General features: G+C 61.6%; 16 protein-coding genes, 2 tRNA genes and 2 pseudogenes. 10 read left to right on the top strand and 10 right to left on the bottom strand.

Annotated features, from left to right (window positions below; genetic code table 11):
- Positions 1 to 20 precede the first annotated feature (20 nt).
- Entirely contained in the window at positions 21 to 224 is a 204-nt protein-coding gene (locus VNN55_10050; protein HWO57894.1) for a cold-shock protein, read from the bottom strand.
- A gap of 188 nt (positions 225 to 412) precedes the next feature.
- On the opposite strand from VNN55_10050, the gene VNN55_10045 reads away from it, so the two are divergent.
- Both VNN55_10045 and VNN55_10040 read left to right on the top strand, forming a co-directional pair.
- A complete protein-coding gene (locus VNN55_10045) occupies positions 413 to 1,300 on the top strand; it encodes an aldo/keto reductase (protein ID HWO57893.1) in 888 nt (295 codons plus the stop codon).
- An 81-nt stretch (positions 1,301 to 1,381) separates the two neighbouring features.
- Positions 1,382 to 2,854: a C69 family dipeptidase gene (locus VNN55_10040; GenBank protein HWO57892.1), complete on the top strand. Its 1,473-nt coding sequence runs from the start codon at positions 1,382 to 1,384 to the stop codon at positions 2,852 to 2,854.
- Between the two features lie 19 nt (positions 2,855 to 2,873).
- Here VNN55_10040 and VNN55_10035 read toward each other — a convergent pair whose 3' ends face one another.
- The 3 genes from VNN55_10035 to VNN55_10025 all read right to left on the bottom strand — a co-directional run bounded on the left by VNN55_10035 (position 2,874) and on the right by VNN55_10025 (position 8,331).
- Positions 2,874 to 5,180, bottom strand: coding sequence for a DPP IV N-terminal domain-containing protein (locus VNN55_10035; GenBank protein ID HWO57891.1), 2,307 nt, complete (start codon positions 5,178 to 5,180; stop codon positions 2,874 to 2,876).
- A gap of 46 nt (positions 5,181 to 5,226) precedes the next feature.
- Complete coding sequence (locus tag VNN55_10030) at positions 5,227 to 5,697, bottom strand: hypothetical protein (protein ID HWO57890.1); 471 nt, start codon at positions 5,695 to 5,697, stop codon at positions 5,227 to 5,229.
- Positions 5,698 to 5,853: 156 nt separating this feature from the next.
- Positions 5,854 to 8,331: a prolyl oligopeptidase family serine peptidase gene (locus VNN55_10025; GenBank protein HWO57889.1), complete on the bottom strand. Its 2,478-nt coding sequence runs from the start codon at positions 8,329 to 8,331 to the stop codon at positions 5,854 to 5,856.
- A gap of 294 nt (positions 8,332 to 8,625) precedes the next feature.
- On the opposite strand from VNN55_10025, the gene VNN55_10020 reads away from it, so the two are divergent.
- Both VNN55_10020 and ric read left to right on the top strand, forming a co-directional pair.
- Positions 8,626 to 9,252 carry a TetR/AcrR family transcriptional regulator gene (locus VNN55_10020; GenBank protein HWO57888.1) on the top strand — a complete coding sequence of 209 codons (627 nt, stop codon included), beginning with the start codon at positions 8,626 to 8,628 and terminating at the stop codon, positions 9,250 to 9,252.
- A gap of 25 nt (positions 9,253 to 9,277) precedes the next feature.
- Positions 9,278 to 10,654, top strand: coding sequence for an iron-sulfur cluster repair di-iron protein (gene ric, locus VNN55_10015; GenBank protein HWO57887.1), 1,377 nt, complete (start codon positions 9,278 to 9,280; stop codon positions 10,652 to 10,654).
- Between the two features lie 98 nt (positions 10,655 to 10,752).
- Here ric and VNN55_10010 read toward each other — a convergent pair whose 3' ends face one another.
- Positions 10,753 to 12,813, bottom strand: a complete 2,061-nt coding sequence (locus VNN55_10010) for a S9 family peptidase (GenBank protein ID HWO57886.1) — start codon at positions 12,811 to 12,813, stop codon at positions 10,753 to 10,755.
- Positions 12,814 to 13,187: 374 nt separating this feature from the next.
- Between VNN55_10010 and VNN55_10005 the strand changes: the two genes are divergently transcribed.
- From VNN55_10005 to VNN55_09990, 4 genes are all read left to right on the top strand, one after another.
- Positions 13,188 to 13,952, top strand: coding sequence for a 4Fe-4S binding protein (locus VNN55_10005; protein HWO57885.1), 765 nt, complete (start codon positions 13,188 to 13,190; stop codon positions 13,950 to 13,952).
- Between the two features lie 8 nt (positions 13,953 to 13,960).
- Positions 13,961 to 14,359: a heavy-metal-associated domain-containing protein gene (locus VNN55_10000; GenBank protein HWO57884.1), complete on the top strand. Its 399-nt coding sequence runs from the start codon at positions 13,961 to 13,963 to the stop codon at positions 14,357 to 14,359.
- Positions 14,356 to 14,982 carry a carbonic anhydrase gene (locus tag VNN55_09995; protein ID HWO57883.1) on the top strand — a complete coding sequence of 209 codons (627 nt, stop codon included), beginning with the start codon at positions 14,356 to 14,358 and terminating at the stop codon, positions 14,980 to 14,982. The genes VNN55_10000 and VNN55_09995 overlap by 4 nt, the downstream gene beginning before the upstream one ends.
- A gap of 105 nt (positions 14,983 to 15,087) precedes the next feature.
- Positions 15,088 to 15,161: transfer RNA gene (locus VNN55_09990), tRNA-Arg, on the top strand.
- A gap of 248 nt (positions 15,162 to 15,409) precedes the next feature.
- Here VNN55_09990 and VNN55_09985 read toward each other — a convergent pair.
- The 3 genes and pseudogenes from VNN55_09985 to VNN55_09975 all read right to left on the bottom strand — a co-directional run bounded on the left by VNN55_09985 (position 15,410) and on the right by VNN55_09975 (position 20,116).
- Positions 15,410 to 16,550 (bottom strand): annotated as a pseudogene (locus tag VNN55_09985) (IS3 family transposase).
- A gap of 102 nt (positions 16,551 to 16,652) precedes the next feature.
- Positions 16,653 to 16,847 (bottom strand): annotated as a pseudogene (locus VNN55_09980) (transposase).
- A 317-nt stretch (positions 16,848 to 17,164) separates the two neighbouring features.
- Complete coding sequence (locus tag VNN55_09975) at positions 17,165 to 20,116, bottom strand: DNRLRE domain-containing protein (protein HWO57882.1); 2,952 nt, start codon at positions 20,114 to 20,116, stop codon at positions 17,165 to 17,167.
- Between the two features lie 227 nt (positions 20,117 to 20,343).
- Here VNN55_09975 and VNN55_09970 point away from each other — a divergent pair.
- Positions 20,344 to 20,414, top strand: a tRNA-Leu gene (locus tag VNN55_09970).
- 209 nt (positions 20,415 to 20,623) lie between these two features.
- On the opposite strand, the gene VNN55_09965 is transcribed toward VNN55_09970, so the two are convergent.
- Positions 20,624 to 21,364, bottom strand: a complete 741-nt coding sequence (locus VNN55_09965) for an IS3 family transposase (protein HWO57881.1) — start codon at positions 21,362 to 21,364, stop codon at positions 20,624 to 20,626.
- Positions 21,365 to 21,381: 17 nt separating this feature from the next.
- Entirely contained in the window at positions 21,382 to 21,660 is a 279-nt protein-coding gene (locus VNN55_09960; protein ID HWO57880.1) for a transposase, read from the bottom strand.
- 517 nt (positions 21,661 to 22,177) lie between these two features.
- Here VNN55_09960 and VNN55_09955 point away from each other — a divergent pair.
- A complete protein-coding gene (locus VNN55_09955; GenBank protein HWO57879.1) occupies positions 22,178 to 22,858 on the top strand; it encodes a uracil-DNA glycosylase in 681 nt (226 codons plus the stop codon).
- The last annotated feature ends 11 nt before the right edge of the window (positions 22,859 to 22,869 follow it).

Below are 22,869 nucleotides of genomic sequence, written 5' to 3'. Positions count from 1 at the left end.
GCAGCATCTGGCGTCAATGGTCAGGCTTTCTTGACGTTCTCGGCCTGGGGACCCTTGGGACCCTGGACCACTTCGTAGGTCACCTTGTCGCCTTCCTTCAGACTGCGGAAGCCCTCGGCCTGAATCGCCTGGTGATGCACGAACACATCTTTGCCGCCGTCATCAGGCGTGATGAAACCGTAGCCCTTGGCGTCGTTGAACCACTTCACGGTGCCTGTTGCCATCTTGCACGTCCTTTGCTTGCTGGGAGCGACACGGTGCTCCCATCCGTTGGCCCCGACGGCCGCGAAACCGGTTACGCTCTTCCGTGAATGCCGTCGGTCCTTGCCTGTGCGGTCAGTCCGAGAAAAGTCGGCGGTTTCGGTTCTCGCCGCCAGTATAGGGGGGCCGCCGCCAAAAGTCGAGGAACAAGATGAAATCCGGGCCCGTGGAAGGGGATTTTGACGCCTTGCCGGTTGCCGAAATGGCCGCCGGACCCATTCATTCCCGCAGGATGTCCGACTTTCAGACCGCCGTTTTGGGCGGCGCCGGATTGACCGTCCGCCGGATGGGCCTGTCGGCCAGCTATTGGCCGGGCAGGCAGACGGTCCATTACGCCGTCGATCAGGGAGTCACCGTCTTTTTCTGCTACGGCTTCGACCGACAGATGGTCACGTCGCTGCGGGAGCTGTTCCGCCATGGGCGCGACCACTTCATCGTAATCACCGGCGCCTACAACCTGCTGATCACCCATACGAATATTCGCAGGACGCTGGAAAAACGCCTCCGCCAACTCGGCGCCGACTACCTGGACTTCTTCCTGCTTCTGGGCGTGACCAAGCCGAAACACTTCCCCGAATCGGTGCAGGAGGAATTGATGCGCCTGCGCGAGGAAGGCAAGGTCCGCGGGATCGGTATGTCATGCCACGATCGGTCATTCGCCGGAAAGACCATGGCGGCCGGGGCGATGGACACGCTCATGATGCGTTATAACGCCGCCCACCGGGGCGCGGAATCCGACATATTCCCGCATCTGGCCCACAAACCGACCGTGATCAGCTACACCGCCACCCGCTGGGGCCACCTGCTGCGGCGCCCAAAAGGATACCCGGCCTCCGAGCCGGTGCCCACCGCGCCTTTGTGCTACCGGTTTGTGTTGAGCAGCCCCCAAGTCGATGTTGTCCTGACCGCCCCCAGCAATCTGGCTCAGCTGAAGGAGAACCTCACCGCGCTGGATGGCGGTCCCCTCGCCGACGATGAGATGGCGTTTATGCGCCGCTTCGGCGACATCGTTCACGCGCAGAAGCGGTGGTTCATGTAAATGCGACCTGCCGATCTGAGAGGTCGGCTGGCCCGGAGCCGGAGAGCGATCCGGCAGGTAACTAACTCAAGCGAGGGTTCCATGCGCCGGCAACTATTCCGTCTGTCTGTCTTGCTCGCGACGTTCTGCCTGAGCGGCCTATCCGCCCAGTCGGCCCCGCCGTCAGAAGGCGGCTGCTTCTCCATCGTCGTCGGCAAGGATGTCTCTACCACTGGCTTTGTCACCATGGCTCACAATGAGGACGATGGCAACCCGCAGGTGGTCAATCACCACTATGTGCCCCGTCAGACACACCCCCCCGGCGCGATGGTGAAACTCGACAGCGCCCTGCCCCTCGAACAGGTGCCCGAGACCTGGGCCTATCTCTGGTCGGAAATTCCTGGCTTGCTGTACTCCGACAGTTATGTAAATGAGTGGGGCGTCTGCGTCTGTTCCGACGCCTGCCGTTCACGCGAAGATCAGCCCTCCCTGGATGGCGACGGCATCAACTGGTGGCTGCGCCGTCTGGTTGCCGAACGCGCCCGGAGTGCGCGCGAAGGGGTGCGTCTGGCCGGCCAGTTGATTGAGCGATTCGGCTATTCCGGTTCGGGACGGACCTATGTGATCTGCGACCCGCAGGAGGGCTGGCTTCTGGCAGCGGTGCAAGGCCGTCACTGGGTGGCGCAACGAGTCCCTGACGATCAGGTGGCGCTAATCGCCAACACCTACACCATTCAAACGATCGACCTGACGGACTCGCTGAACTTCCTGGGATCCGCCGACGTTGTCAGTTACGCGACCGAACGCGGCTGGTACAACGCGGCGAGTGATGGCCCCTTTGACTTCGCGCGTGCGTACGCGCTTCCGGAGGCGGCCGGCCACCCGTCCAACATCGGACGGCGCTGGGACGGCGTCCGCCGCATCGCCGCTCAACCTCCTGCTTATGGCGATGCGATTCCCTTCGCTGTAACGCCGGCGCGCAAGGTCGATGCGCCGATGTTGATGGCGATTCTGCGGAGTCATTTTGAGGGCACACCGCTCTATGCGGCAGATTCTCTGACCGGATGCCCGCACTCCAACCCAACCGGGCCGATCTGCGGCGATGACACCCAGACCAGCTTCGTCGCCGAATTGCGCGGCGACATGCCGAAGGAAATCGGATTGACCTATTGGGCCTGCTTCTCGTCGCCCTGCCTGTCGTGCTACATCCCCTTCCATTTCGATCCGGAGGTATTCCCTGCCCATTACACCGACGCCGGATTGGCCCCGACAATCGAAGAATACACTGCCCGCACCGGCTCGAAGTTCAGCATAGACAGCGCCAGCGCATATTGGACCTTCACATCCTGGCGGCACCACATGTCGCAGCGCTACGGCGCGGTGTCAGCATCAGTGCGTGACGCGTTTGGCGCAATCGAAGCCGACGCCGGCGTTCGACATGCCACGGCCGTGCAGGAGGCGCTGCGTCAATGGCCGCACGACCCGGAAGGCGCGCGGCGGCGGCTGCGGGAGTTCTCCGCCAGGGTGTATCGAGACGCGATTGGTGCGATGGTATATCTGACGGCACAGCCGTGATCGGCGTCAACCATCGCCGTTAACGCCGACGCACCATCTCGTCCTCGAGAAAGTCCACCATCAGATGGTGGGAATGACGCTGCATGGCCGGCGTCGACAGCCCATGCTTCCCGCCCGGATAGGTCATGAGGTGGAACTGCGGCCCCTGGGAGATCAGGGCGGCCATCAATTGTGTGGAGTTGGTAAACAACACATTGTCATCGGCCATGCCGTGGATCAAAAGCAGCGGCGAGCGCAGACCCGCCAGCACGTTGAAGACGGAGCTCGAATCGTATCCGTCGGGGTTGTCCTGCGGGCGGCCGAGATAATGCTCGGTGTAATGTGTGTCATAAATGCGCCAGTCGGTCACCGGCGCGCCGGCGATCCCCGCCGCGATTTCGTCGCTCGCTTTGGCCAGCAACATGACCGCCATGTAGCCGCCGTAACTCCAGCCGGAAACGCCGATGCGCTCCGGATCGACATACGGCTGCCCCTTAAGCCAGCGGATGCCGGCCACCTGATCGCGCACTTCAATGTCGCCCAGCCGGTGATAGAGAGCGTCGGCAAAGCGGCGACCGCGACGCCCCGTGCCGCGATTGTCCAACTCAAAGACAATGTAGCCCTGCTGCAGCAGGTACTGCGTGAACGGGTCGCCCCAGGTGCGCGTCACACCCTGACTTCCCGGACCGCCATAGACCGAAACATGCACCGGGTACCGCTTTGCCGGGTCGAAGTTGGCCGGTTTGCACAGACCATACACCAGGGGCTGGCCGTCCTCGGCGGGGATGGTGCCGAAGTCGGGGATCACATGCCCTGCGGCGTACGGCCAGTAGGGATGGCCCGGCCCCAGACGATTCTCTTCGATCCATGCCAGAAAACGGCCGTCGGGACCGCGCACGCTGGTCTGCGGCGGCGTGGCCGGATCATTGAAACGGTCGACGAATAGCAGGACACGGTCGGCATCGCGCGCGAAAGAGGCATCATGCCATCCATCGGACGCGCTGATGCGCGTCGGCGCGGCCAGTTCGTCCGTGGCGTATGGCGCCGTGTAGATCTGCTTGTCGGTCACCGCGTCGCGGTTGGAAGAAAAGTACACCAGGCCGGACTCCTCATCCACCGCCAGCAGACCATCGACATCCCAGTCGCCTTCCGTCAACGGGCGAATCAAGGCGCCGTCGAGGTTGTAGAGGTACAGATGGTTGAATCCGCTGCGTTCCGACGACCAGACAAACGCGGGCCGTCGCTTCAGGAAACGCAGGTCATCGTTGAGATTGACCCAGGTCTCGGAGGTTTCGGTGAGTACAACCCGCTGCGCCAACGTCGCGGCGTCGACAAAGACCAGATCGAGCCGTTTTTGATCGCGGCTCTGCCGCTGGAAACTGACCGTGCGGCTGTCGGGCAGCCAGTCGACGCGCGCCAGATAAATGTCGGGATCCGGGCCCAGGTCGACCCAGGCGACATCGCCGCCGGTGGGACGCACGAGGCCCAGACGCACCGTGACATTCGCCTCCCCCGCCGTCGGGTAGCGCTGCTCGACCACGGTCGTGCTTTCCGGATAGACCTCGAAGCGGCGGATGATCGGCACCGGCGCTTCGTCGAATTGCTTGAAGGCAATCCACGCGTCATCCGGCGACCACCAGTAGCCGTGCGACTGGCCCATCTCCTCCTGCGCGATGAACTCGGCCTCGGCGTTGTGAACCGTGCCGTCGCCATCGAAGGTCAATTGACGCTCGCGGCCGGTCTGCAGATCGATGACAACGAGGTCCTGCTCGCGCACGAACGAGGCATAGTTCCCCTTCGGCGAAATCTGCGGATCGAGAATGTCGCCGCGGGCGGTCAGGGCACGGAGCGGCGCGCGCGCGCCGATGTCATAGAGATAGATGGTGTCCCCCAGCGGGAACAACAGCCGCTTCCCATCCGGCGACCAGTGGTAACTGAGGATGCCGCGGAACGACGCGGTGCGGGCGCGTTCGCGACGCGCCTTTTCGATGTCGGAGAGCCGCTCGGACGGCAGAAGCGATTTCGAGTCGACCAACCGACGCGACCGGTGATCGCGGGCGTCATAGACCCACAGATCGAGTTGGTATTGATCATCGGAACGGCCGCGCAGAAACCCGACCCGCCGCCCGTCGGGCGAAATCTTCACCCCGCGCGGCGAAATGCCGGACAGCGACGTGTCACCATAGATACGTTCAATGGTCAATGGGGTCTGCCCGGCCCCGGCCAGTTGGGGTGGCACTCCGCCGCCCTCGGTCGGGACCGGCGGCATCGCGCACCGCCCGACCGAGGGCGGCAGCATCGAAAGCAACACAACGGCGCCAAGAGTCACACTTGATCTGATGGACATTACCACCCTCCGGGTCATGGCGTTCGACGACACCCAGATTATGCGATCACAAGTCCCATTGCAACCCCGCCGGCGCGTCCGCCTCCAGCAGACGCCGCAGACGCGAGGAGATGCTCCGCGCCCCGACAGCATACAAACGCGGCACAAATCCGCCGTTGGTCCTGACCGCATCCTGCGTGGCGCCCATCAAACGGATCGTCGCGTCACGGATCTTCGCGGTGACGCCGCCGGCCACTCGCAACCCGGGACGGAAATTGAGGTCGTGGGCGTAAGTCAGACGGTACGAATCGAAACGATAATAGGACTCGACCGCGGTGCCGGCATCGAAGGTCGCATCGGCGAGACGCGCCGTGCGGGGCACCGCCCCGTCCCCGTCCAGCCGCAGCCGCACATCCTTACAGCCGCCTGTGGCAACCCCGGTCTCCACAGCGACGGTCCAGCGGCTTGGCGCGGTCACCGTCGCCGGCACGAGGACCAGCGCGCCAGCCAGGCCGATCAGGGCCAGTCGAGTTGCCATCGCCGTCCTCCCCGGCCACAGACTAATCAATTGCGCGCCTCAAGTGCATGGGCGGCGTCGGGGTCGCGCGCATTTTGACATGGAACGAGAATGCTCCCGCGCAGCGCAGTGGAGGCGCTGTCGGGAGCATTCACGCTCGACATCGGATGGCGCGCGTTACCGGCTCTCGGACTCCTCGATGGTTGCGGCCGCGGTCCGCGGACCGGCGTTCTTGACATAGCGGTCCAGCCAATCGGTCATCTCATAGATCATGTGCATGACCGACTCGCGGGCACGGTAGCCGTGCGATTCGGCGGGCAGAAGGATCAGCCGCGCCGTGGCGCCATGCCCCTTGAGCGCGTCGTAGAACCGCTCGCTCTGCATCGGGAAGGTGCCGGAGTTGTTGTCGGCGGCTCCGTGAATCAGCAGGATCGGCTCGTTAATCTTGTCGGCGTACATGAAGGGCGACATGTCGACATAAGTCTCCCGCGCCTGCCAGAGGGTGCGCTCTTCCGACTGGAACCCAAACGGCGTCAGGGTGCGGTTGTAGGCGCCGCTGCGGGCAATCCCCAGACGGAACAGGTCTGAATGCGCCAGCAGGTTGGCGGTCATGAACGCTCCGTACGAGTGCCCGCCGATCGCGATCCGGTCGCGGTCGGCCACGCCGCGACGCACCACCTCGTCGACCGCCGCCTGCGCGCTGGCCACCAATTGTTTGATGTAGGTGTCGTTCGGCTCGGCCTCCCCCTCGCCCACGATCGGCATGGTCGGATCGTCGAGCACCGCATACCCATGCGCCAGCCACAGAAGCGGTGAGTGGGAACTGACACGGACAAAGCGGTAAGGGGAATCGGTCACCTGTCCGGCGGCGTCGGCGCTTTTGAATTCCTGCGGGTAGGCCCACATCAGCATCGGCAAGGGCCCATCCGCGGGGGTGTAGCCGGCCGGCAGATAGAGAGTCGCGGTCAGATCGACCCCATCATCGCGCTTGTAGCGAATCAACTCCTTCTGCACATCCTTCAATTGCGGGGTCGGATGGGGAAACGCGGTCACCGGCTGCAGCGCGCCGTCGTTCAGATTGCGAATGTAGTAGTTCGGCGGTTCGCTGGTGCTCTCGCGTGACGTCAAGAGCAACCCGCGCGACGGGTCCAGCAACCGCACCGCGCGCTCATAATAGGGGGCCTCGGAGCGGAACAGACGCGTCGCGGTCGCCGTGGTCAGATCGAAGCGGTCGACAAACGGACGGTCCCCTTCGGGGGAGGCGCCGGCGCCGGACAGATAGATCGATTTGCCGTTGTCGCCGGTCAGCAGAACATAGCCGCCCCGCTCATTGACCCGCATCATCGGTGTGCCGGGATCGTTGTACCGATCCTCCGAGGAGTAATCAAACACCAGTCGCGGTTTCGACTTCGGCGACCCGGGCTTGACCGCCCAGACATGCTGGCGGCGCGTCTTCCACCACCACTCCTCCACCAGCGCCAGATTGTCGTTGCCCCACTGGATGCCGCCGTAGCGCAGTCCGAGCGTGATCAAGGGCACCGGCTTGCCCGAGAACGGCGCGGGCAACAGGTAGACTTGGTCGCGCTTGTCGGTCTCGACACGGGCATCGCCGCCGTCGAGCGCCTCCGCCCAACAGAGGGTGGCCGGAGCATCGGCACGCCACTCATGCCCGCGCGGACCGGTGCGAACCGACGCAAACGCCACCGGCACCTGGTCGGCCAGCGGAATCTCGCAGAGCATCCGCACCAGATTCCCCTTCATGTCCCAGACTTCGACCCGGCTCGGGAAGCGTTGGACCGGCACCGTGTAGGAGAAGGGCGGGTGGACGGTCTCGACCAGGATGTACTTCCCATCCGGCGACGGGCTGGCCTGCGCGATGATTCCCGGCCGGCCGAGGTTGACGACCTGGCCATCGAGCGTCACCCGGATGATCTGCGAGGTCGCGTAATGCGTAAAACGCGCCTCGTCGTTGGGATTCTTGAGGAGGTCCTGATAGGTGCGCGCCGGCGCGCTCTTGCCCAGGTTCTCCTGAATGACCGGCCCGGTGGGAATGGTCATTTCCGGCGGCGCCTCCCCACGGTCCGTCGGCACGGTCAATGCGATCAAGGCCCGTCCGTCCGACACCCAGTTGTAGCTCCCGCCATAGGTGGCATTAAGCGGACGCGGCGTAATTCGCATCGCCGCCGCATCGGTCAGCGCCGCGGTCCACAGTTCGATCCGGTCCTCGAAGGTGACGGCAAAGGCAATGCGCGAGCCGTCCGGTGACCAGGTGACCGAATTGATCCGGGCACCCGCGGGCAGACCGGTCACTGGGCGTTCGCTGCCATCGGCAATGTTCTTGAAGGCGAGCGAATTGGAGTACCCGGCGCGGCTGGGACCATAGGTCCGTGGGTTGATCCGTAGTCCCGCCAACCGCAGTTCCGGCGCCGCCACTTCTTCAATCGGCGGCAGACCGGGTTGCTGCAAAAGCAGCATCCACTGCTGATCCGGGCTGATCTGCACCGTGGGTGTGGGCGGCGCATCGACCAGATCCGCCAACGCCTGCGGGGGCATCATGTACGGCTGCGCCTGCTGACTATGGACCGGCGGCGCGATGACCAGGAAACAGAGCAACGCCGGAATCGCCAGACGGCGCGCGGATCTGGGTGACCACATCGTGAACTCTCCTTGTTTGTTGCGGTTTGGGCTGCTACGTCCGGCGCCGGGACGAGGGCACCGCGGCGACCCGATCAACATAAGACGTGAATCAACCCGATCCAAGCAAATCGGACCTGATCTGGCGAGGCGAACCCAATCGGCTATTCCATGTGGGCCCTATTAGCATAACCGCTTGTTGCACAACGCGCTAAATTATTTCGATGTGTCCCGAACAGTGTAACCAAGACAGAAATCTTCGGAAATCGCCAGAAAGTTGTTGCAAGTAAATACTTGCTTGCGTATAACCATTACATGACAACGGAGACCCGCAAGTCTACCGACATCCGCCGCACCGAAATCGTCGACGCCGGCATGCGCATCCTCGCCATCGAAGGGGCGCGTCAGTTCACCGCCGAGCGGCTCGGCGCAATGGTCGGCATCACCGGCGGCAGCATCTTCCGTCACTTCGATTCGATGGAGGAGATCCTCGATGCCATCGTCGACCGGATCGAGGAGATCATTTTCGCCGGTTTCCCACCCCAAGCCGACGATCCGCTTTCAGCGCTGCGGCAGTTCTTCGAACACCGGGTACGCGCCATCCGTGAGCACCCCGAGATTTCGCGTCTGTTGCTGTCCGAAAACCTGATCCCCGGCGCGCATTCCAGCGCGCGGGAGAAGCGCCTGCGCGAGATGAAGCGCCGTTCACGCCAGTTTGTGATCGACTGCCTCTCCGCCGCGAGCGCTCGGGGGCACCTGGCCGCCGATGTCGGACCGGAAGAGGGCGCGCTGGTGGTGCTCGGCGCCCTGCACGCGATCGCGCACAGCCGTCCCCGCCCCGGCGAACGCAAAGACCAATCCCAACGGGTGGCCAAAGTCTGGAGCATTCTCGAACGGGCGCTCACGGCGCCGGATCACACAAAACCGACGGACGCAAACTGAACGTCTGTCACGCGGAGATCATGCCATGACGACACACGCACCACACCTCCGCCGCCTGCTCGTTGTCGGCGCCATGGGGCTGGTCCTGTTGCTTGGGACCGTCCCGGCCCGGGCGCACTGCGACTCCGAAGACGGCCCGATCATTCCGGCGGTCCGTACCGCCTTAAGCGACGGCGACCTCACCCCGGTGCTGAAGTGGATCGCCCCCGCCGACGTGCCGGAGGTTACCGCGCTCTTCGGCGACGTCCGGCGAGTGCGCGCCCAATCGGAGTCGGCGCGCGCCATCGCCGATCGCCTCTTCATCGAGACTTTTATCCGTGTGCACCGGGCGGCCGAAGGCGCGCCCTTCACCGGCATCAAGCCCGCCGGCGCGGTGGCGCCGATTCTGGCCGAGGCCGATGAAGCGCTGGCCCAGGGCAAGATCGACGCGTTGGCCGAGCACATGTCCGCAGCGGTGCGCGATGCGATCGTGGAGCGATTCCATCATGCCGCCACGCTCGGCGCGCGCCAGAACGAATCGGTCACACAGGGGCGCGAATTCGTCGCCGCGTACGTTGACTACATCCATTTCGTCGAGGGACTGCACGACTACCTCAACGCGCCCGCCGGGCATGCCCGCGAGCACGGCGCCGTCGAATCCGAAGACAGTCACAGCACCAGCAACCATACAAGGAGTCACGCCATGAACCCCATTCAGTCCGACGCGACAGTCGGCGGCATTGTCACCGCGGAACCGCAACTGTCGCGTGTCTTTGAAGAGTACGGCATCGACTACTGCTGCGGCGGCAAGGTGCCGCTGGCGGAGGCCTGCCGTCGACGCAACCTCGACACCGATGAAGTGATCGCGCGGCTGGAGTCGGAGCGCGGACGCGCCGGCGCGCCGGCCATTGACGCCGCGGCGATGTCCCTGACCGCGCTGGCCGACCATATCGAGCAGACCCACCACACCTACCTGCGCGCCGAACTGCCGCGTCTGCAGGCGATGGCGCAAAAGGTGGCGTCGGTGCACGGCGAACGCGACCCGCGCCTGGCCGCGGTGCGCGACACCGTCGGCGCGCTGGCCGCCGAACTGTCCAGCCATATGATGAAGGAGGAACGCATCCTCTTTCCGATGATCCGTCAGATGGAAGAGCGCCCGTCGCGTGCCGCCGACTCGGCGATCATGATCGCCGGACCGATCCGCCAGATGGAATCCGAGCACGATGACGCCGGCGCCAACCTCGAGCGGCTGACCACCCTCACAGACGGATACAATCCGCCGGCATGGGCCTGCAACACCTACCGCGCGCTGCTGGACGGATTGCAACAGTTCGAGGCCGACTTGCACCAGCACATTCACAAGGAAAACAACGTGCTCTTCCCGCGGGCGCTCAATGGCGAAGTCATGGCCGGACGTCCGTAGCGGATCGAGCGACGGGAAAAACCTGCAATACAGCAGCGGCGGCGCCGAAGTCCCGGCGCCGCCGCTTTGTCGTATCCGTCAGGACCGTCAATGCCCGACTACTTGCCGATATCCGCCGTCTCTCCCGCCGGCTTCAGCCACTGGTCCAGCCAGCCGATGACCGTCTGGTGCCAAAGAACCGAATTCTGCGGCTTGAGCACCCAGTGATTCTCATCCGGGAAGTAGAGGAACCTGCTGGCAATTCCCAGCCGCTGCAACGCGGTGAACGTGCCGATCCCCTGCGGGTACGGGACGCGGAAGTCCAGCGCGCCATGGATCACCAGCATCGGCGTCTTCCAATTCTGCACGAAGTTGACCGGATTGTGCTCTTCGTATCCTTTTGGATTCTCCCACGGCTTGCCCATGTGATCCCATTCGGGGAACCAGAGCTCATCGGTGTCATAGTAGGCCATCCGCTCATCGAGGTTGCCATCGTGGCTGACCAGACACTTGAAGCGGTCGGGCCAGTTCCCGGCGATCCAATTGATCATGTAAGCGCCATACGATGCGCCCAGCGCCCCGACACGCGCCCCATCCATCCATGGGCTGCGCACCAGCGCCGCCTCCAGACCCTTCTGCACATCGACAAACGGCTTGCCGCCCCAGTCGCCACGGATCGCATCGGTGAACGCCTGCCCATAGCCGGTGGAACCATGAAAGTCGACCGTCACCACCGCGTAGCCGGCGCCGGCGTAGGCCTGCGCGTTCCAACGGTAGTGGAAGCTGTTGTCCCAGCTGCCCTGCGGCCCGCCATGGATGAGCAACGCCACCGGGTAGGTGCGCAGCGAATCGAAGTCGACCGGCTTGACGATGTAGCCGTAGACCGTTTCATCGTTCCAGCCCTTGAAACTGAATTGCTCGTAATCGCCCATGCGGATGTTGGCGACTGTCTCGGCATTGACGCGGGTGATCGGACGCAGGTCGCCGCCGTCCGGACGAAGGGAGTACAGCTCCAGCGGCGATTTGAAGTTGCTCATGCCGCAGACAATGCGGTTGCCCGCCGGCGACGGCGAGGTAAATGAGCCCTTGCCCTGCAGCACCTTCGCCTGGCCCGACCTGGCGTCGACGGCAAAAAGCGCGGTGTTGCCGATGTTGTTGGCGGTGGTGTAGATCGTGCGGCCATCGCGCGACCAGACGATCGATCCGGGGGAACGGTCCCAGTTGGGGGTCAAGGGACGCGCCTCACCGTTGGGCCAGCCGCGCAGCATGATCACATACCGGTCGCTTTCATACCCCGGACGCGCCATCGCGAGGTAGGCGAGTGTTTTGCCGTCGGGTGAAAAGACCGGATTGGTGTCCCAAGCCTCGTTGGCTTCGGTCAGATCACGCGGCGGCGCCGAACCATCGATCGGGACATAATACAGATCAAAGTCGGTCGACCAGGCCTCCTCGCGTCCGACATTACGCGCCGAAATCACCACGCCGCGGCTGTCGGGCGTGAAGGTGTACTCGTCGGTGCCGCCGGCCGGCGCATCGGCATCCATGCCAGGCACCAAGTCCTTCGCCTCGCCCCCGTCTGCCGGCATCACGAACAGATGAGCGCGCCGTCCATCCTCCCAGGTATCCCAATGGCGGATGAAGAGCCGGTCGTAGACACGGCCGGACGACTTGCGCGCCTCTTCGGCATCGAGCATCCGCTTGGTGGCCGCCATGGAGGAATCGGGAAAGACTTCGGCGGTGAAAGCCAGATAGCGGCCATCGGGCGAGATGGACAGGCCGGAGAGATCCAGCGGCAGATCGGTCATCTGCTGCGGCTCGCCCCCGGCCAGCGCCAGACGCCACACCTGCGAGGAACCGGAGCGGGTCGACAGAAACCAGATGTGCTGGCCATCGGGCGACCAGCGCGGATTGAAATCGCCGGCAATGTTGGTGGTCAGACGCCGCAGGTTCTGGCCATCAACATCCACCAGCCAGAGATCGGTGCGCGACTTGTTGGCATCCAGATCCACTTCGCTCTGAACGAAGACTATCCGCCGTCCATCCGGCGAGACATTGGGATCCGAGATCCGTTTCATGGCCATCATGTCCATGACCGAAAACGCGTGAGGCGCGGCCGATGCCTCCGCGAAACCCAGGAACAGGACCGCGCCGAGCGCTAAGGCGAAGAACACCCCTCTCATGGCATTATCCTCCCATACTTGTGACGAATTTCACTGCGTGAATGAATGCACCACGGCGCCGTCCATGGTCAACGCGTATCTGACCGGCAGAGCCGACACCCGCGAAACTTTGTCAGTGTCTGAATCAGATTCCGGACAATCTTCGCCGGCGCTCGGCAGTCACTAAGCGCACACCGCGGACACGTCATCGAATCGGCCCGGCAAAACCTGGATAGAGTCGGTCGCATTAAGATCGCTTGTGTCTTGTGCTCATTTGCACGAGGTCGATGCCAGCGCCGGGCGATCCTGGTTCCCGGCAGATCGTTTTGACAGACGGCCCGGCCGCATGGCGACATATTCCCCAGAGCGCGGTTTCTGCGCCGGAGGAGCCAGGCATGCCGATCCGTTATGTCCGTTATACCCTGCTCACAATCGTCGTGGGACTGGTGGTCTGGCTGGCGCTGGGATATGGCGCGCGTTCGTTCGAGGCCTTCTGCCCCTTCGGCGGCGCCGAAAGTCTCTGGGGGCTTCTCACCGCCGGGCAATTCAGTTGCGCGCTCGGGCCGCTGAATCTCTCGCTGTTCATCGGCGTGATCGTACTGGCGCTGATCGCCAAGAAGGTCTTCTGCAGTTGGGCCTGTCCGATCGGGTTCTTCGGCGAATTGCTGGGCAAACTCGGCGCGAAGCTGACCAAGGGGAAGTTGGTTCCCGGCGAGCGTCTCGATCGGACGCTGCGGCTTTTGCGCTATGTCGTGCTGGTGGTCTCGCTGTACTACACCTACAAACTCGGCGAACTGGTCCTGCGCGGCTACGACCCCTTCTACCTCATCTTCTCCGGCTTCGGCCATGGCACCGTGGGTTGGATCTCCTACACCGTGCTGGTGATCCTCATCCTGGGCGGCCTGGCCATCCCGATGTTCTTTTGCCGCTATCTCTGCCCGCTGGGCGCGGTTTTCGATCCGTTCAGCCGCCTGGGGCTGATCAAACTGCAACGCAACACCGAGACCTGCACCGCCTGCGGCCACTGCCAACTGGCCTGCCCGCACAACATCCCGGTCCATGCCCTCGCGCAGATCCGCAACCGCGATTGCACCAATTGCCTCGAATGTGTTGAGGTCTGCCCGGAGAAGGATGTCCTGACCCTGCGCGCCGGCGTTTAGGAGACGATATGCGTATCCCGAAACTGACCCTGCCCATCCTCGTGATCGCTGCCTTGGTCGGCGGCTATTTCCTGCGTTATGCCTTCACCCAGCCCTCGACCGCGGTGGTGCTCGGCGAGGGCGGCCGCGCCCGGGTCGAGTGCATCGTCGACGGCGTCAAATGCAAGGGGACCGCCTCGCTGTTTACCACCCACATGCTGACCACACCCGGCATCCACGCCATCGAAACCTTCGCCTCCGACCATCGGGCGGTCCTGAGTTATGACCCCGATGTCATCACCCCGGAGCAGATCCGCGCCAAAATTGACGCGCCGGTTGCTCTTGATGACAGCACCCATGTCGCGTTCTTTAAGTGCGTCTCGATGGATGAGCCATCGGACGCAACCGAAACGCCGACGACCCCGTGAAGCAGATCGACGATCTCCTGGCCGGCTTTGCGCGCTTCCGCGCCAACTACTTTGAGAAGAACCCGTCCCTGTTTGAGGGCCTCAAACGCGGGCAGGATCCGCGTTTCCTCGTGATCGCCTGCAGCGACTCGCGCACCGATCCGGCGATCCTGTTTGATGCCGCCCCCGGCGATCTGTTTGTGGTGCGCAATGTCGCCAACCTCGTGCCGCCCTATGCCCCCGATGGCGGTCTGCATGGGGTCAGTTCGGCGCTGGAGTTCGGCGTGCGGGTCCTGAAGGTCCGTCACATCATCGTGCTCGGCCATGCCCACTGCGCCGGCATCCGCGCGCTGGTCACCGATGCCACCGGCGAGTTCATCCCGCAGTGGATGAAGATCGCCGAACCGGCCCGTCGACGGCTGCTGGCCGCAGGCGGCGCAACCGACGCCGACCACCTCGCCCGTGTCTGCGAGACAGAGGCGATCAAAGTCTCGCTCGACAACCTGCTGACTTTCCCCTGGATTGCCGCGCCGGTCCGCGCCCGGGAACTCTTTCTGCATGGCTGGTATTTCGATCTGGATGAAGGCGCGCTGGCATCCTATGACCCGGCCCGCGACGACTTCCTGCCCCGCCCGGCGCCCTGAGCCCGCGCACCCCCAATCCGGGCCGATCGGCTTGACTTTGGCCCCCCAAAATCGTATCAAGGGCAGCCGACAACCGGAGCGGCCCCACCGCCCCGGCCAGCGCATGCGCCCATAGCTCAATTGGATAGAGCGTCTGACTACGGATCAGAAGGTTGGGGGTTCAAATCCTCCTGGGCGTACTTGAACCGTAGGTAACATTATCCCCTACAATCAGTTACGCCGCCCGAAGTGGTGCAGGATTTCGGCGTCAGATGCCAGAAAAGAGCGTCTGACTCATGGATTGTCACTTCAAGGCACTGATCGGTGCAGTCGATGATAGACGTATGCAGACTGCACTGAAGCAGTTCGAGTACCACGTCCGCACCAAGAACCTTACGCCGAAGACGATCTCGGTCTACGGCGAGCGGCTGGGCTATTTCCAGTGACCTTACCCCATCGACTGGACCACTTCCAAGTTAGGACATTTGGCTTCGCGCGGTTGGTTTGACCGCCATGCAGCCGCGAATTCCGAGGGGGTTTGTCCGCCCAGGGAGCCGTGCGGCCGCGTGTGATTGTAATCGTCTTTCCATGCCTGCAACTTCCGTTTTGCGTCCTCCAGATTCAAGAAGATCTCGCTGTTAAGGCATTCATCGCGGAGCCGTCCATTGAAGCTCTCGATAAAGGCATTGTCCACGGGCTTGCCCGGTCGAATGAAATCCAACCGTACCCCGTTCTCATCCGCCCACAGGTCCACGGCCTGGGAGGTGAACTCCGTGCCGTTGTCGCAGGTGATGGTCGGCGGGACGCCCCGGGTCAACGCCAGAAGCGTCAGGGCCTCCACCACGCGCCGACCGGTGAGCGAGCAGTCGGCCTCCAAGGCCAGGCACTCGCGGCTGAACACGTCGACGACGGTCAAGATGCGGAAGCGTCGGCCATCCATCAAGCGATCGGCGACAAAGTCCATACCCCATCGTTCGTTCGGGGCCTCCGGCCGTGGCGGTAGCACACGGATTTGGGCTTTGCGCTTGCGGCGCTTGTTCCGTCGCAGCGACAATCCTTCCTCTCGATACAGCCGCTCGGTGCGCTTGTGGTTTTGGACCTTCCCTTCCCGCTGCAGGATGCGATGCAGCTGCGGACTGCCGAAGCGCGGGCGCTTGGCCGCCAACTCACGGAGACGCCGGCGCAAGGCGCTCAGATCCGGCGCATGGCTGACATAGTAGAACGTCGATCGCAACAACCCCAGAAGCCCGCACGCCCGGCGCCGACTCACCCGATACGCCTCGGTCAGATACACAGCCAATTCCCGCCGCCGTGCAGGCTTCAGACCTTTTTTGATAGCACGTCCGAAAGCATCTGCTTGTCAAGGGTCAGATCGGCCACCACCTGCTTTAAGCGCCGATTCTCGTCCTCGAGCTGTTTCACCCGGCGCAGTTCCGACACACCCATCCCGGCATACTTCCCGTCAGGTTCCAAGCGTAGAACGTCGCATCCGAAATGCCCAACTGACGGCAGATCTGCCCGGTCGCCACACCCTGCTCCGACAGCCGCAGGGCTTGGGCGATCTGCTTCTCCGAGTACCGCTTCCTCATCGCTGTTCCTCCTTCCCGGTCCACCCAAAGCGGAGCCGGAGGGACCGCGACGAAGCTAATTACTCCAGCTCAAAGTGGTCCAGTTTTTGGGGGGAACGTCCCCAGGAAGTCCTTGCTCCACCGGTAGTACAGATTCGCCACGATCCCCTCCCGCCGGCACAGCTCCGCAATGCTCGCCTCCCCCTTCAAACCCTCCAGCACGATCCGAATCTTCTCCTCCGCCGTGAACTTCCGACGCGTCTGACGACGGATCTCCTTGACCACGGCCTCCGGGCCGGGACTCTGCTTGGCACTCATGCCAGGCTCCTTTCGCTAAGAGTAAGATACCAAAACCGTCTCTTAGAAAAGGGCCTCTACGTGTCCGACTTTGGCTGAACCGATACATCATCAGGACCTGCGCGCATGGACGACCGTCGTCCACCATGCCGTCCTGGGAAGTGTCGAGAAGTTGATGGACAAACTCGGTCAAGACAAGTCGCAGCTCAACCGAGGGAGCAAGGGATTCTTGGAGATCTGGTAAGTTCATTGGACTACGAGTAGCGGCAGGCGGATCCTCGCCTGCCGCTTGGTTCTTGTGGACTGCAGTTTATTGACTTGCTCAACTATTGGGAGAGTCACTTCAGAATGACCATCTTTCTGGTTTGCTCATAACGACCGGCGATGATCCGATAAAAGTAAACTCCTGAGCCCAAAATCTGATCGTTGGCGTCAGTGCCATCCCAGTTCACGCTCCACACGCCGGCACTTAAGTGCAGATCAGCCAATCTGGCGACTTCTCGTCCGAGGACGTCGTAGATCATAAGGGTAACATGCTCATCGGCTGGGTGAGAGAATTGAATCTGAGTTCCGGCGTTGAATGGATTTGGGTAATTCTGCGAAAGTGAATACTCCCTTGGGACCTGCCCAGCACCAACCTCACGAACATCTGAAGTGTTGTCCTCGGCATAACCTTGGGCAACACGCGATGCTCCGTCGGCGCCGGTAAAACTCACGGTCGAGACAAACATACCTTCCATAGAAGGAGAGAAAGTCAGGTCAATAACCTTCGTTTGACCGTGGGTGAGTGAATAAGAACCGTCTCCTGAAACGCTAAACGGCGGAGCGACAGAAACCGTTCCAACGAGAGTTCCCCCCCCGGTGTTGGTAACTGAAAACGCGGAAAACGTGATCTGCTGTCCGACATCGACAGAGTCAAAACGCGCCGAGTCAGGATAGATGGCGATCGAGGGCGCCGGGTCAATCGCCGTGCAGCGAAGTGTGCGATTCGCCCCTTGTCCCCCGCTGAATTGAACCGTGGCGGTGTAAGTAGTGTCCTTGCCAGGCGAAAATTTGACGTCAACGACGGCAGAACCGCCGGGAGGGATGTTGTAATTCAAAGGTGATGTCAAGGCAAAGGGCCCAGTACTGATTGAGACTTGCCCGATCAGGGCTTGATCACCTAAGTTAGATATCGTGAACACGCTGGGGTAGTCAGTAACTGTCCCGACCGTTGTAGCCGGGAGCAACGCTTGGCCGGAAGGAGATACAGACATTACTGGCCCGATGCTCCCAGTTTGTTGCTCGACAATAACGCTATCGGCAATGAAAGTCACGTCAGTGAAGCTAGCAGCATACGCACCGCTGACACCACCGGCCGCGACGCAGAGCGAGTAAAGTTCAAGGCTACTTGGAACCCCTCCTTCCAAGTCTGCGACAACTTCAAGTGTCACGTCCTCGTCGAAACCAGCAAGTGCGGTAGCAAAGTCGGTGACAGTCTGCCAAACATCGTATATTTCGTTCACTGTAAGCACCAAATCTGCGACCCCGCAAACACCGCCGGTTACGCCCGTGCAGTAGACATTAAACAATGCCTCTGCACCTGCAGCACTGAGTTCGCGAATTCCGCTCGTTAGTCCCTCGGGAAGAGTATTCCAAACTTCGAAGACGTCTGTTCCTCCATTCTCAACCGTGCCGATAATCCACACCGCATGCTTTATGTCGTAGATACCCACAAGCCCAATAAGGGGCAAGTAGACCATCTCGTGTCCTGCTGCAAGAATGCCTCCCGAAACATGCCCACGTATTGTGATTTTGTACTCGCCTGAATTGGGCACGACGATATCGAATGAAACGGCATCTTTCGATTGGAAGACCGTACCAGCCACTCCCATCAGGACGATGCCACTGCGTTGATGTATCCCACCTGAAGTTGGATCAAGGTCGGACGGAACAGCTCCTACGGACGCATCTCCGATGTGCTCGAATTCAGTAACGTCGTTTGAATAAGTTGCTCCGGCAAATGGCGGATGAAGGCCGACGATGACTGGTGCACGAGGGTTCTGAATTACTTGGGGTGAATACGCACCCAAGCCCTGAGTGTTGGCCGCTGCAACGACGAGCCGGTACTGCTTTCCTTGACCAAGCCCAGATATTATGACTGAGTTAACGTAACCTATGTCTTCTCCCGAGCCGGGATTGCCGTCCGGCAACGGATCCCATGGGTCAATCAGATCATCGTCATACCTGATGACGTATGTCAGGGCTCCGCAGACATGATTCCAGCTTAGAGTGATTTCTCCCATCTCCGGCCCCGGAATGGCAGTGACACCAGTCGGAATGCCGACTGTTGGCGGCGTCGCCACGAAATCCAGACTCATCCTATCGCCACTTTCGCAATCAAAATCCCTACTTGTTGGACTGAATGTCCAAGCCCCGCACTCTGATTTACTTGGGGTTACACGGTAGGTGGCGGTACTTTTGAAATCGCTTTGCGACCAATAACCTTGAACGTCTGATGAAACGTCTGTCGGAGTCGTTCCAGAACCACTTATGCGCGTGAAATGCATGTTGACATTGTGGACGCCATTGCCCAACGCGTCGGTTACTCTCCCTCCAGCGGGGCAGGGGCCCAAGGTGTAGTTGATTGTTATTTTGGGGTACTTTGCCGGATCGACGGTGTAATCATCAGAAGCGAACAAGGCATGACCGGAACTCATTTCCAGGTAGAAGCCTCTGTGAGACACCCCGTACGTAAACCACTGCTCGGCAATGGCGGTAACGTCGATGTAGTACCACTTGTTGTTTCCGTTGATCTCGACCGTCGACGGTTGAGGTGGAAGCTCGAAACCGGGACGATCATTCCAAGTAGGGCAAGAAGTGCCCTCGTCCCACGGGTCATTTTCACATCTTCCAACCATTAGGGTACCAGCATTCTGATCGATGGTACACCAAAGCGAGAGTGTCGCGCTGTTGATTGTCGATCCTTGAGGGATCAATGAGGATATTGGGAAGAGCAGATATCCGATCGCTGCGTCATACGTTCCAACGGCAAATTGGTTTTCCACACAATAACAAGAGGAGGGTGTGGAAGATTCAACGAAACAACCTCTGCTCGCCGTTCTTTCTAGCTCGTCGGCTTTGCTGCTTAAAGGCGATGCTGACAGAATCGACAACGCGAGGATTAACGACCCGGCGAATACACGAGGTCTCTGGTTGAAGCCCATGGCAATTGACTCCTCGAAGAGGTTGGACAGCCGCAGGGACAAGGTATTCATAGTTACAAAAGTGCTTCTCTGTGGCGAATTCAACTCTAAAGGGCGCCTGAATCCTCAGCCGGACGAGGTTGTGACAAAAACCCGACCTCAGATACAACTGAGGTTTTTCGATTGACCGTCCTCGTGCTAGCCAATTGAATGTACTTGGGCCATATCACACGGCCCGTAAGGAGGAGGGTCACTCAGCGAGGGTCGTCATGGAAGACCTTCTGACTTGAACAATTTAATCGGGATCTGTCGCTGTAACTCGTTGTGTCACAACGGCCATATTGAAAACTCAACCTTCTGACTACGGATCAGAAGGTTGGGGGTTCAAATCCTCCTGGGCGTACTTTCATCGCGCAGTCCGTGTGTGCCATTCATCTCCGCTTGAAAAGACACCCTCGACCGTGCCAGGCGCAGCAGAAGTCTCCGAGCGCTGTTGGTCGAAAAGCGGTCAACAGCACCGAGCGCATTTCACAATCAGACGTATGAGATGTTGGTGCGGATATTTCGCTTCGCGAAACCGCCTTTGGGCCAGCCTGTACTGCTCCCCTTTAATCAAGCGGCCTGCAACTGAGTCTTGGGGCTGTGCTCCCGTTTGAATTCGTTCGGTGTTTTGTATCCCAAAGTCGAGTGCCGATACGTTTCGTGGTAGCCGGGAATCCACGCATCCAGCGCCTTGGCGACCTCGGCCGGACTCGCCCATTCCCGCAGCCAGAATAACTCTTCCTTCAGCGTGCGCATCATCCGCTCGGTGTCGGCGTTCCCCTTCGGGTTGTTGTAGCTGGTGAAGGCCTGCTGAATACCGAGCTGACCGCAGGCCTGCATGAACCGCACCGAGGTCGGCTGCGATCCGTTGTCGGACATGAGATGCAGGCAATGCCCTTCGATCCCTGCCGGGAACTCCCGGTTGACGGCCAAGTCCAAGGCGGACAGCCAGTGTTCAGTCTTGGCTTGATCCCCGACATAGTGCCCGACGATCCGCTTGTCAAACCAGTCCAGAACGATGACCACATACGCCCATCCTGCTTGAGTCATCACCTTGGTCATGTCGATGCCCCACCACTGCAGCGGCGCCGTCGCCCGCGGTTTAGGACGCGTGGTGCGGGTGGCCTTGTGCGCCGTCTCCGCTGTCACCAGCAACTGATGCAATCCCATCAGCCGCAACACGCGCTTCGGCGTGATCATGATCTTGTCGGTGAATCGCAATGTCGCCCACACCCGCCGATATCCCCAGAACGGATGATCCGCCTTCAACTCCCGGATCCGGCTGACAATGGCCTCATTGCGGATGACCACCGAGGATGAGGCCCGCCTCATGCGAACTCCTCTTCCTCGAGTTTTTTTAACTCCAATGCCTGATCGGCCACCAGACGCTTCAGACGCGCATTCTCCCTGGACAATCGCTCCTCGCGCGCCGTCTGCTTGTTCACCTCGAATGCCTTGGCCGCATTCGCCAGGAACGCGTCCCGCCACTGATAGTACTGCGCTTGGCTGATCTGATGTTCGGTGCACAGCTCCGACACCGGACGCCCTTTCAGTCCCTCCAGCACGATCCGGGCCTTCTGCGCCGATGTCCACTGCCGCCTTTTCATGGCTGACCTCCTTCCGGCCAGCCCCAATTTACTCTCTTAGACCGCGGTCAGGTTAAATGGGGAGCAGTATAAGCCATTCATCTGGGAAAGGGATTTACTTGAACTGGAAACAATCACTGACTCTCTCTTGCGGGGCCTTGTTGGTTGTCGGTGCCTACCTACTGGGAAGATCACTGCACATAGTCTACTTCCTTCCCGATGGTGAAATGATCTGTAGACCGGGGCCCGGCATTTCGGTTGTGACACTTGTGATCGTTGCTGTCACAGGACCGTTGGTATGGGCTCTTCGGAGCCGCAAGACGAGTTGAAATGTCACTCGTTTGCCATCAGTGAACCGATGGCGGCCTTCTTCCTGCCAAACGGGCCGGCGTGGCAGCGGTCTCTGACCGCTGTCGGCCGAAGGCCGATTGAGTGGGGGGGAATCGTTTCACAATCAGCCGTATCACATTGCTTGGTGCTACAGTCCCCCGCGCAATTCGACTGCGATTTGACCCTCCCGTTCCATTAGAATAGCACCATGACCCTGGCGGATTGTCAACAGCGGGTTGTGGACTGCCGCAAGTGTGCGCGGCTGGTGGCTTGGCGGGAGGAGGTCGCGCGGACCAAACGGGCGGCGTTTGCGGGGGAGGAGTACTGGGGACGTCCCCTGCCCGGGTGGGGCGATCCGCGGGCGCGGCTTCTGATTGTCGGGCTGGCGCCGGCCGCCCACGGCGGCAACCGCACCGGTCGCATTTTTACCGGCGACCGCTCCGGCGACTGGCTCTACCGCGCGCTGCACCGCGCCGGATTCGCCAACCAGCCCACCTCCACCCATCGCGACGATGGCCTCCGTCTGACCGACGCCTACATCGCCGCGGTGGTGCGTTGCGCGCCCCCCGCCAACAAGCCGACACCGGAGGAGCGCGACAACTGCCTGCCCTACCTGATCGAGGAAATCCAACTGCTCGCGCGCCTGCGGGTCATTGTGTCCCTCGGCGCCTTCGCCTGGGATGGGGTCGGCCGCGCCCTGCGCGCCCTCGGCATCGCCGATGAACCCCTGCCGAAGTTCGGGCATGCGGCCCGTGCAACCGTCGGGCCCTACACCCTGATCGGCTCATACCACCCCAGCCAGCGCAACACCTCGACCGGCCTGCTCACCGCGGCGATGCTCGATGCCGTGTTCCGCGCCGCGCGCGCGGCCCTCGGCGGACGCCGCTGAAGCAGACCGCC

The organism is bacterium (assembly GCA_035559435.1).
Classification (GTDB): Bacteria; Zixibacteria; MSB-5A5; order WJJR01; family WJJR01; genus JACQFV01.
Note: the sequence above shows the minus strand (reverse complement) of the source record. Positions and strands in the feature narration are given on the sequence as shown.

What these genes read in the sequence shown, in the direction of transcription:
- VNN55_10050 (HWO57894.1), bottom strand. Translation starts at nt 224, where the DNA reads ATGGCAACAGGCACCGTGAAGTGGTTCAACGACGCCAAGGGCTACGGT.
- VNN55_10045 (HWO57893.1), top strand. Translation starts at nt 413, where the DNA reads ATGAAATCCGGGCCCGTGGAAGGGGATTTTGACGCCTTGCCGGTTGCC.
- VNN55_10040 (HWO57892.1), top strand. Translation starts at nt 1,382, where the DNA reads ATGCGCCGGCAACTATTCCGTCTGTCTGTCTTGCTCGCGACGTTCTGC.
- VNN55_10035 (HWO57891.1), bottom strand. Translation starts at nt 5,180, where the DNA reads ATGTCCATCAGATCAAGTGTGACTCTTGGCGCCGTTGTGTTGCTTTCG.
- VNN55_10030 (HWO57890.1), bottom strand. Translation starts at nt 5,697, where the DNA reads ATGGCAACTCGACTGGCCCTGATCGGCCTGGCTGGCGCGCTGGTCCTC.
- VNN55_10025 (HWO57889.1), bottom strand. Translation starts at nt 8,331, where the DNA reads ATGTGGTCACCCAGATCCGCGCGCCGTCTGGCGATTCCGGCGTTGCTC.
- VNN55_10020 (HWO57888.1), top strand. Translation starts at nt 8,626, where the DNA reads ATGACAACGGAGACCCGCAAGTCTACCGACATCCGCCGCACCGAAATC.
- ric (HWO57887.1), top strand. Translation starts at nt 9,278, where the DNA reads ATGACGACACACGCACCACACCTCCGCCGCCTGCTCGTTGTCGGCGCC.
- VNN55_10010 (HWO57886.1), bottom strand. Translation starts at nt 12,813, where the DNA reads ATGAGAGGGGTGTTCTTCGCCTTAGCGCTCGGCGCGGTCCTGTTCCTG.
- VNN55_10005 (HWO57885.1), top strand. Translation starts at nt 13,188, where the DNA reads ATGCCGATCCGTTATGTCCGTTATACCCTGCTCACAATCGTCGTGGGA.
- VNN55_10000 (HWO57884.1), top strand. Translation starts at nt 13,961, where the DNA reads ATGCGTATCCCGAAACTGACCCTGCCCATCCTCGTGATCGCTGCCTTG.
- VNN55_09960 (HWO57880.1), bottom strand. Translation starts at nt 21,660, where the DNA reads ATGAAAAGGCGGCAGTGGACATCGGCGCAGAAGGCCCGGATCGTGCTG.
- VNN55_09955 (HWO57879.1), top strand. Translation starts at nt 22,178, where the DNA reads ATGACCCTGGCGGATTGTCAACAGCGGGTTGTGGACTGCCGCAAGTGT.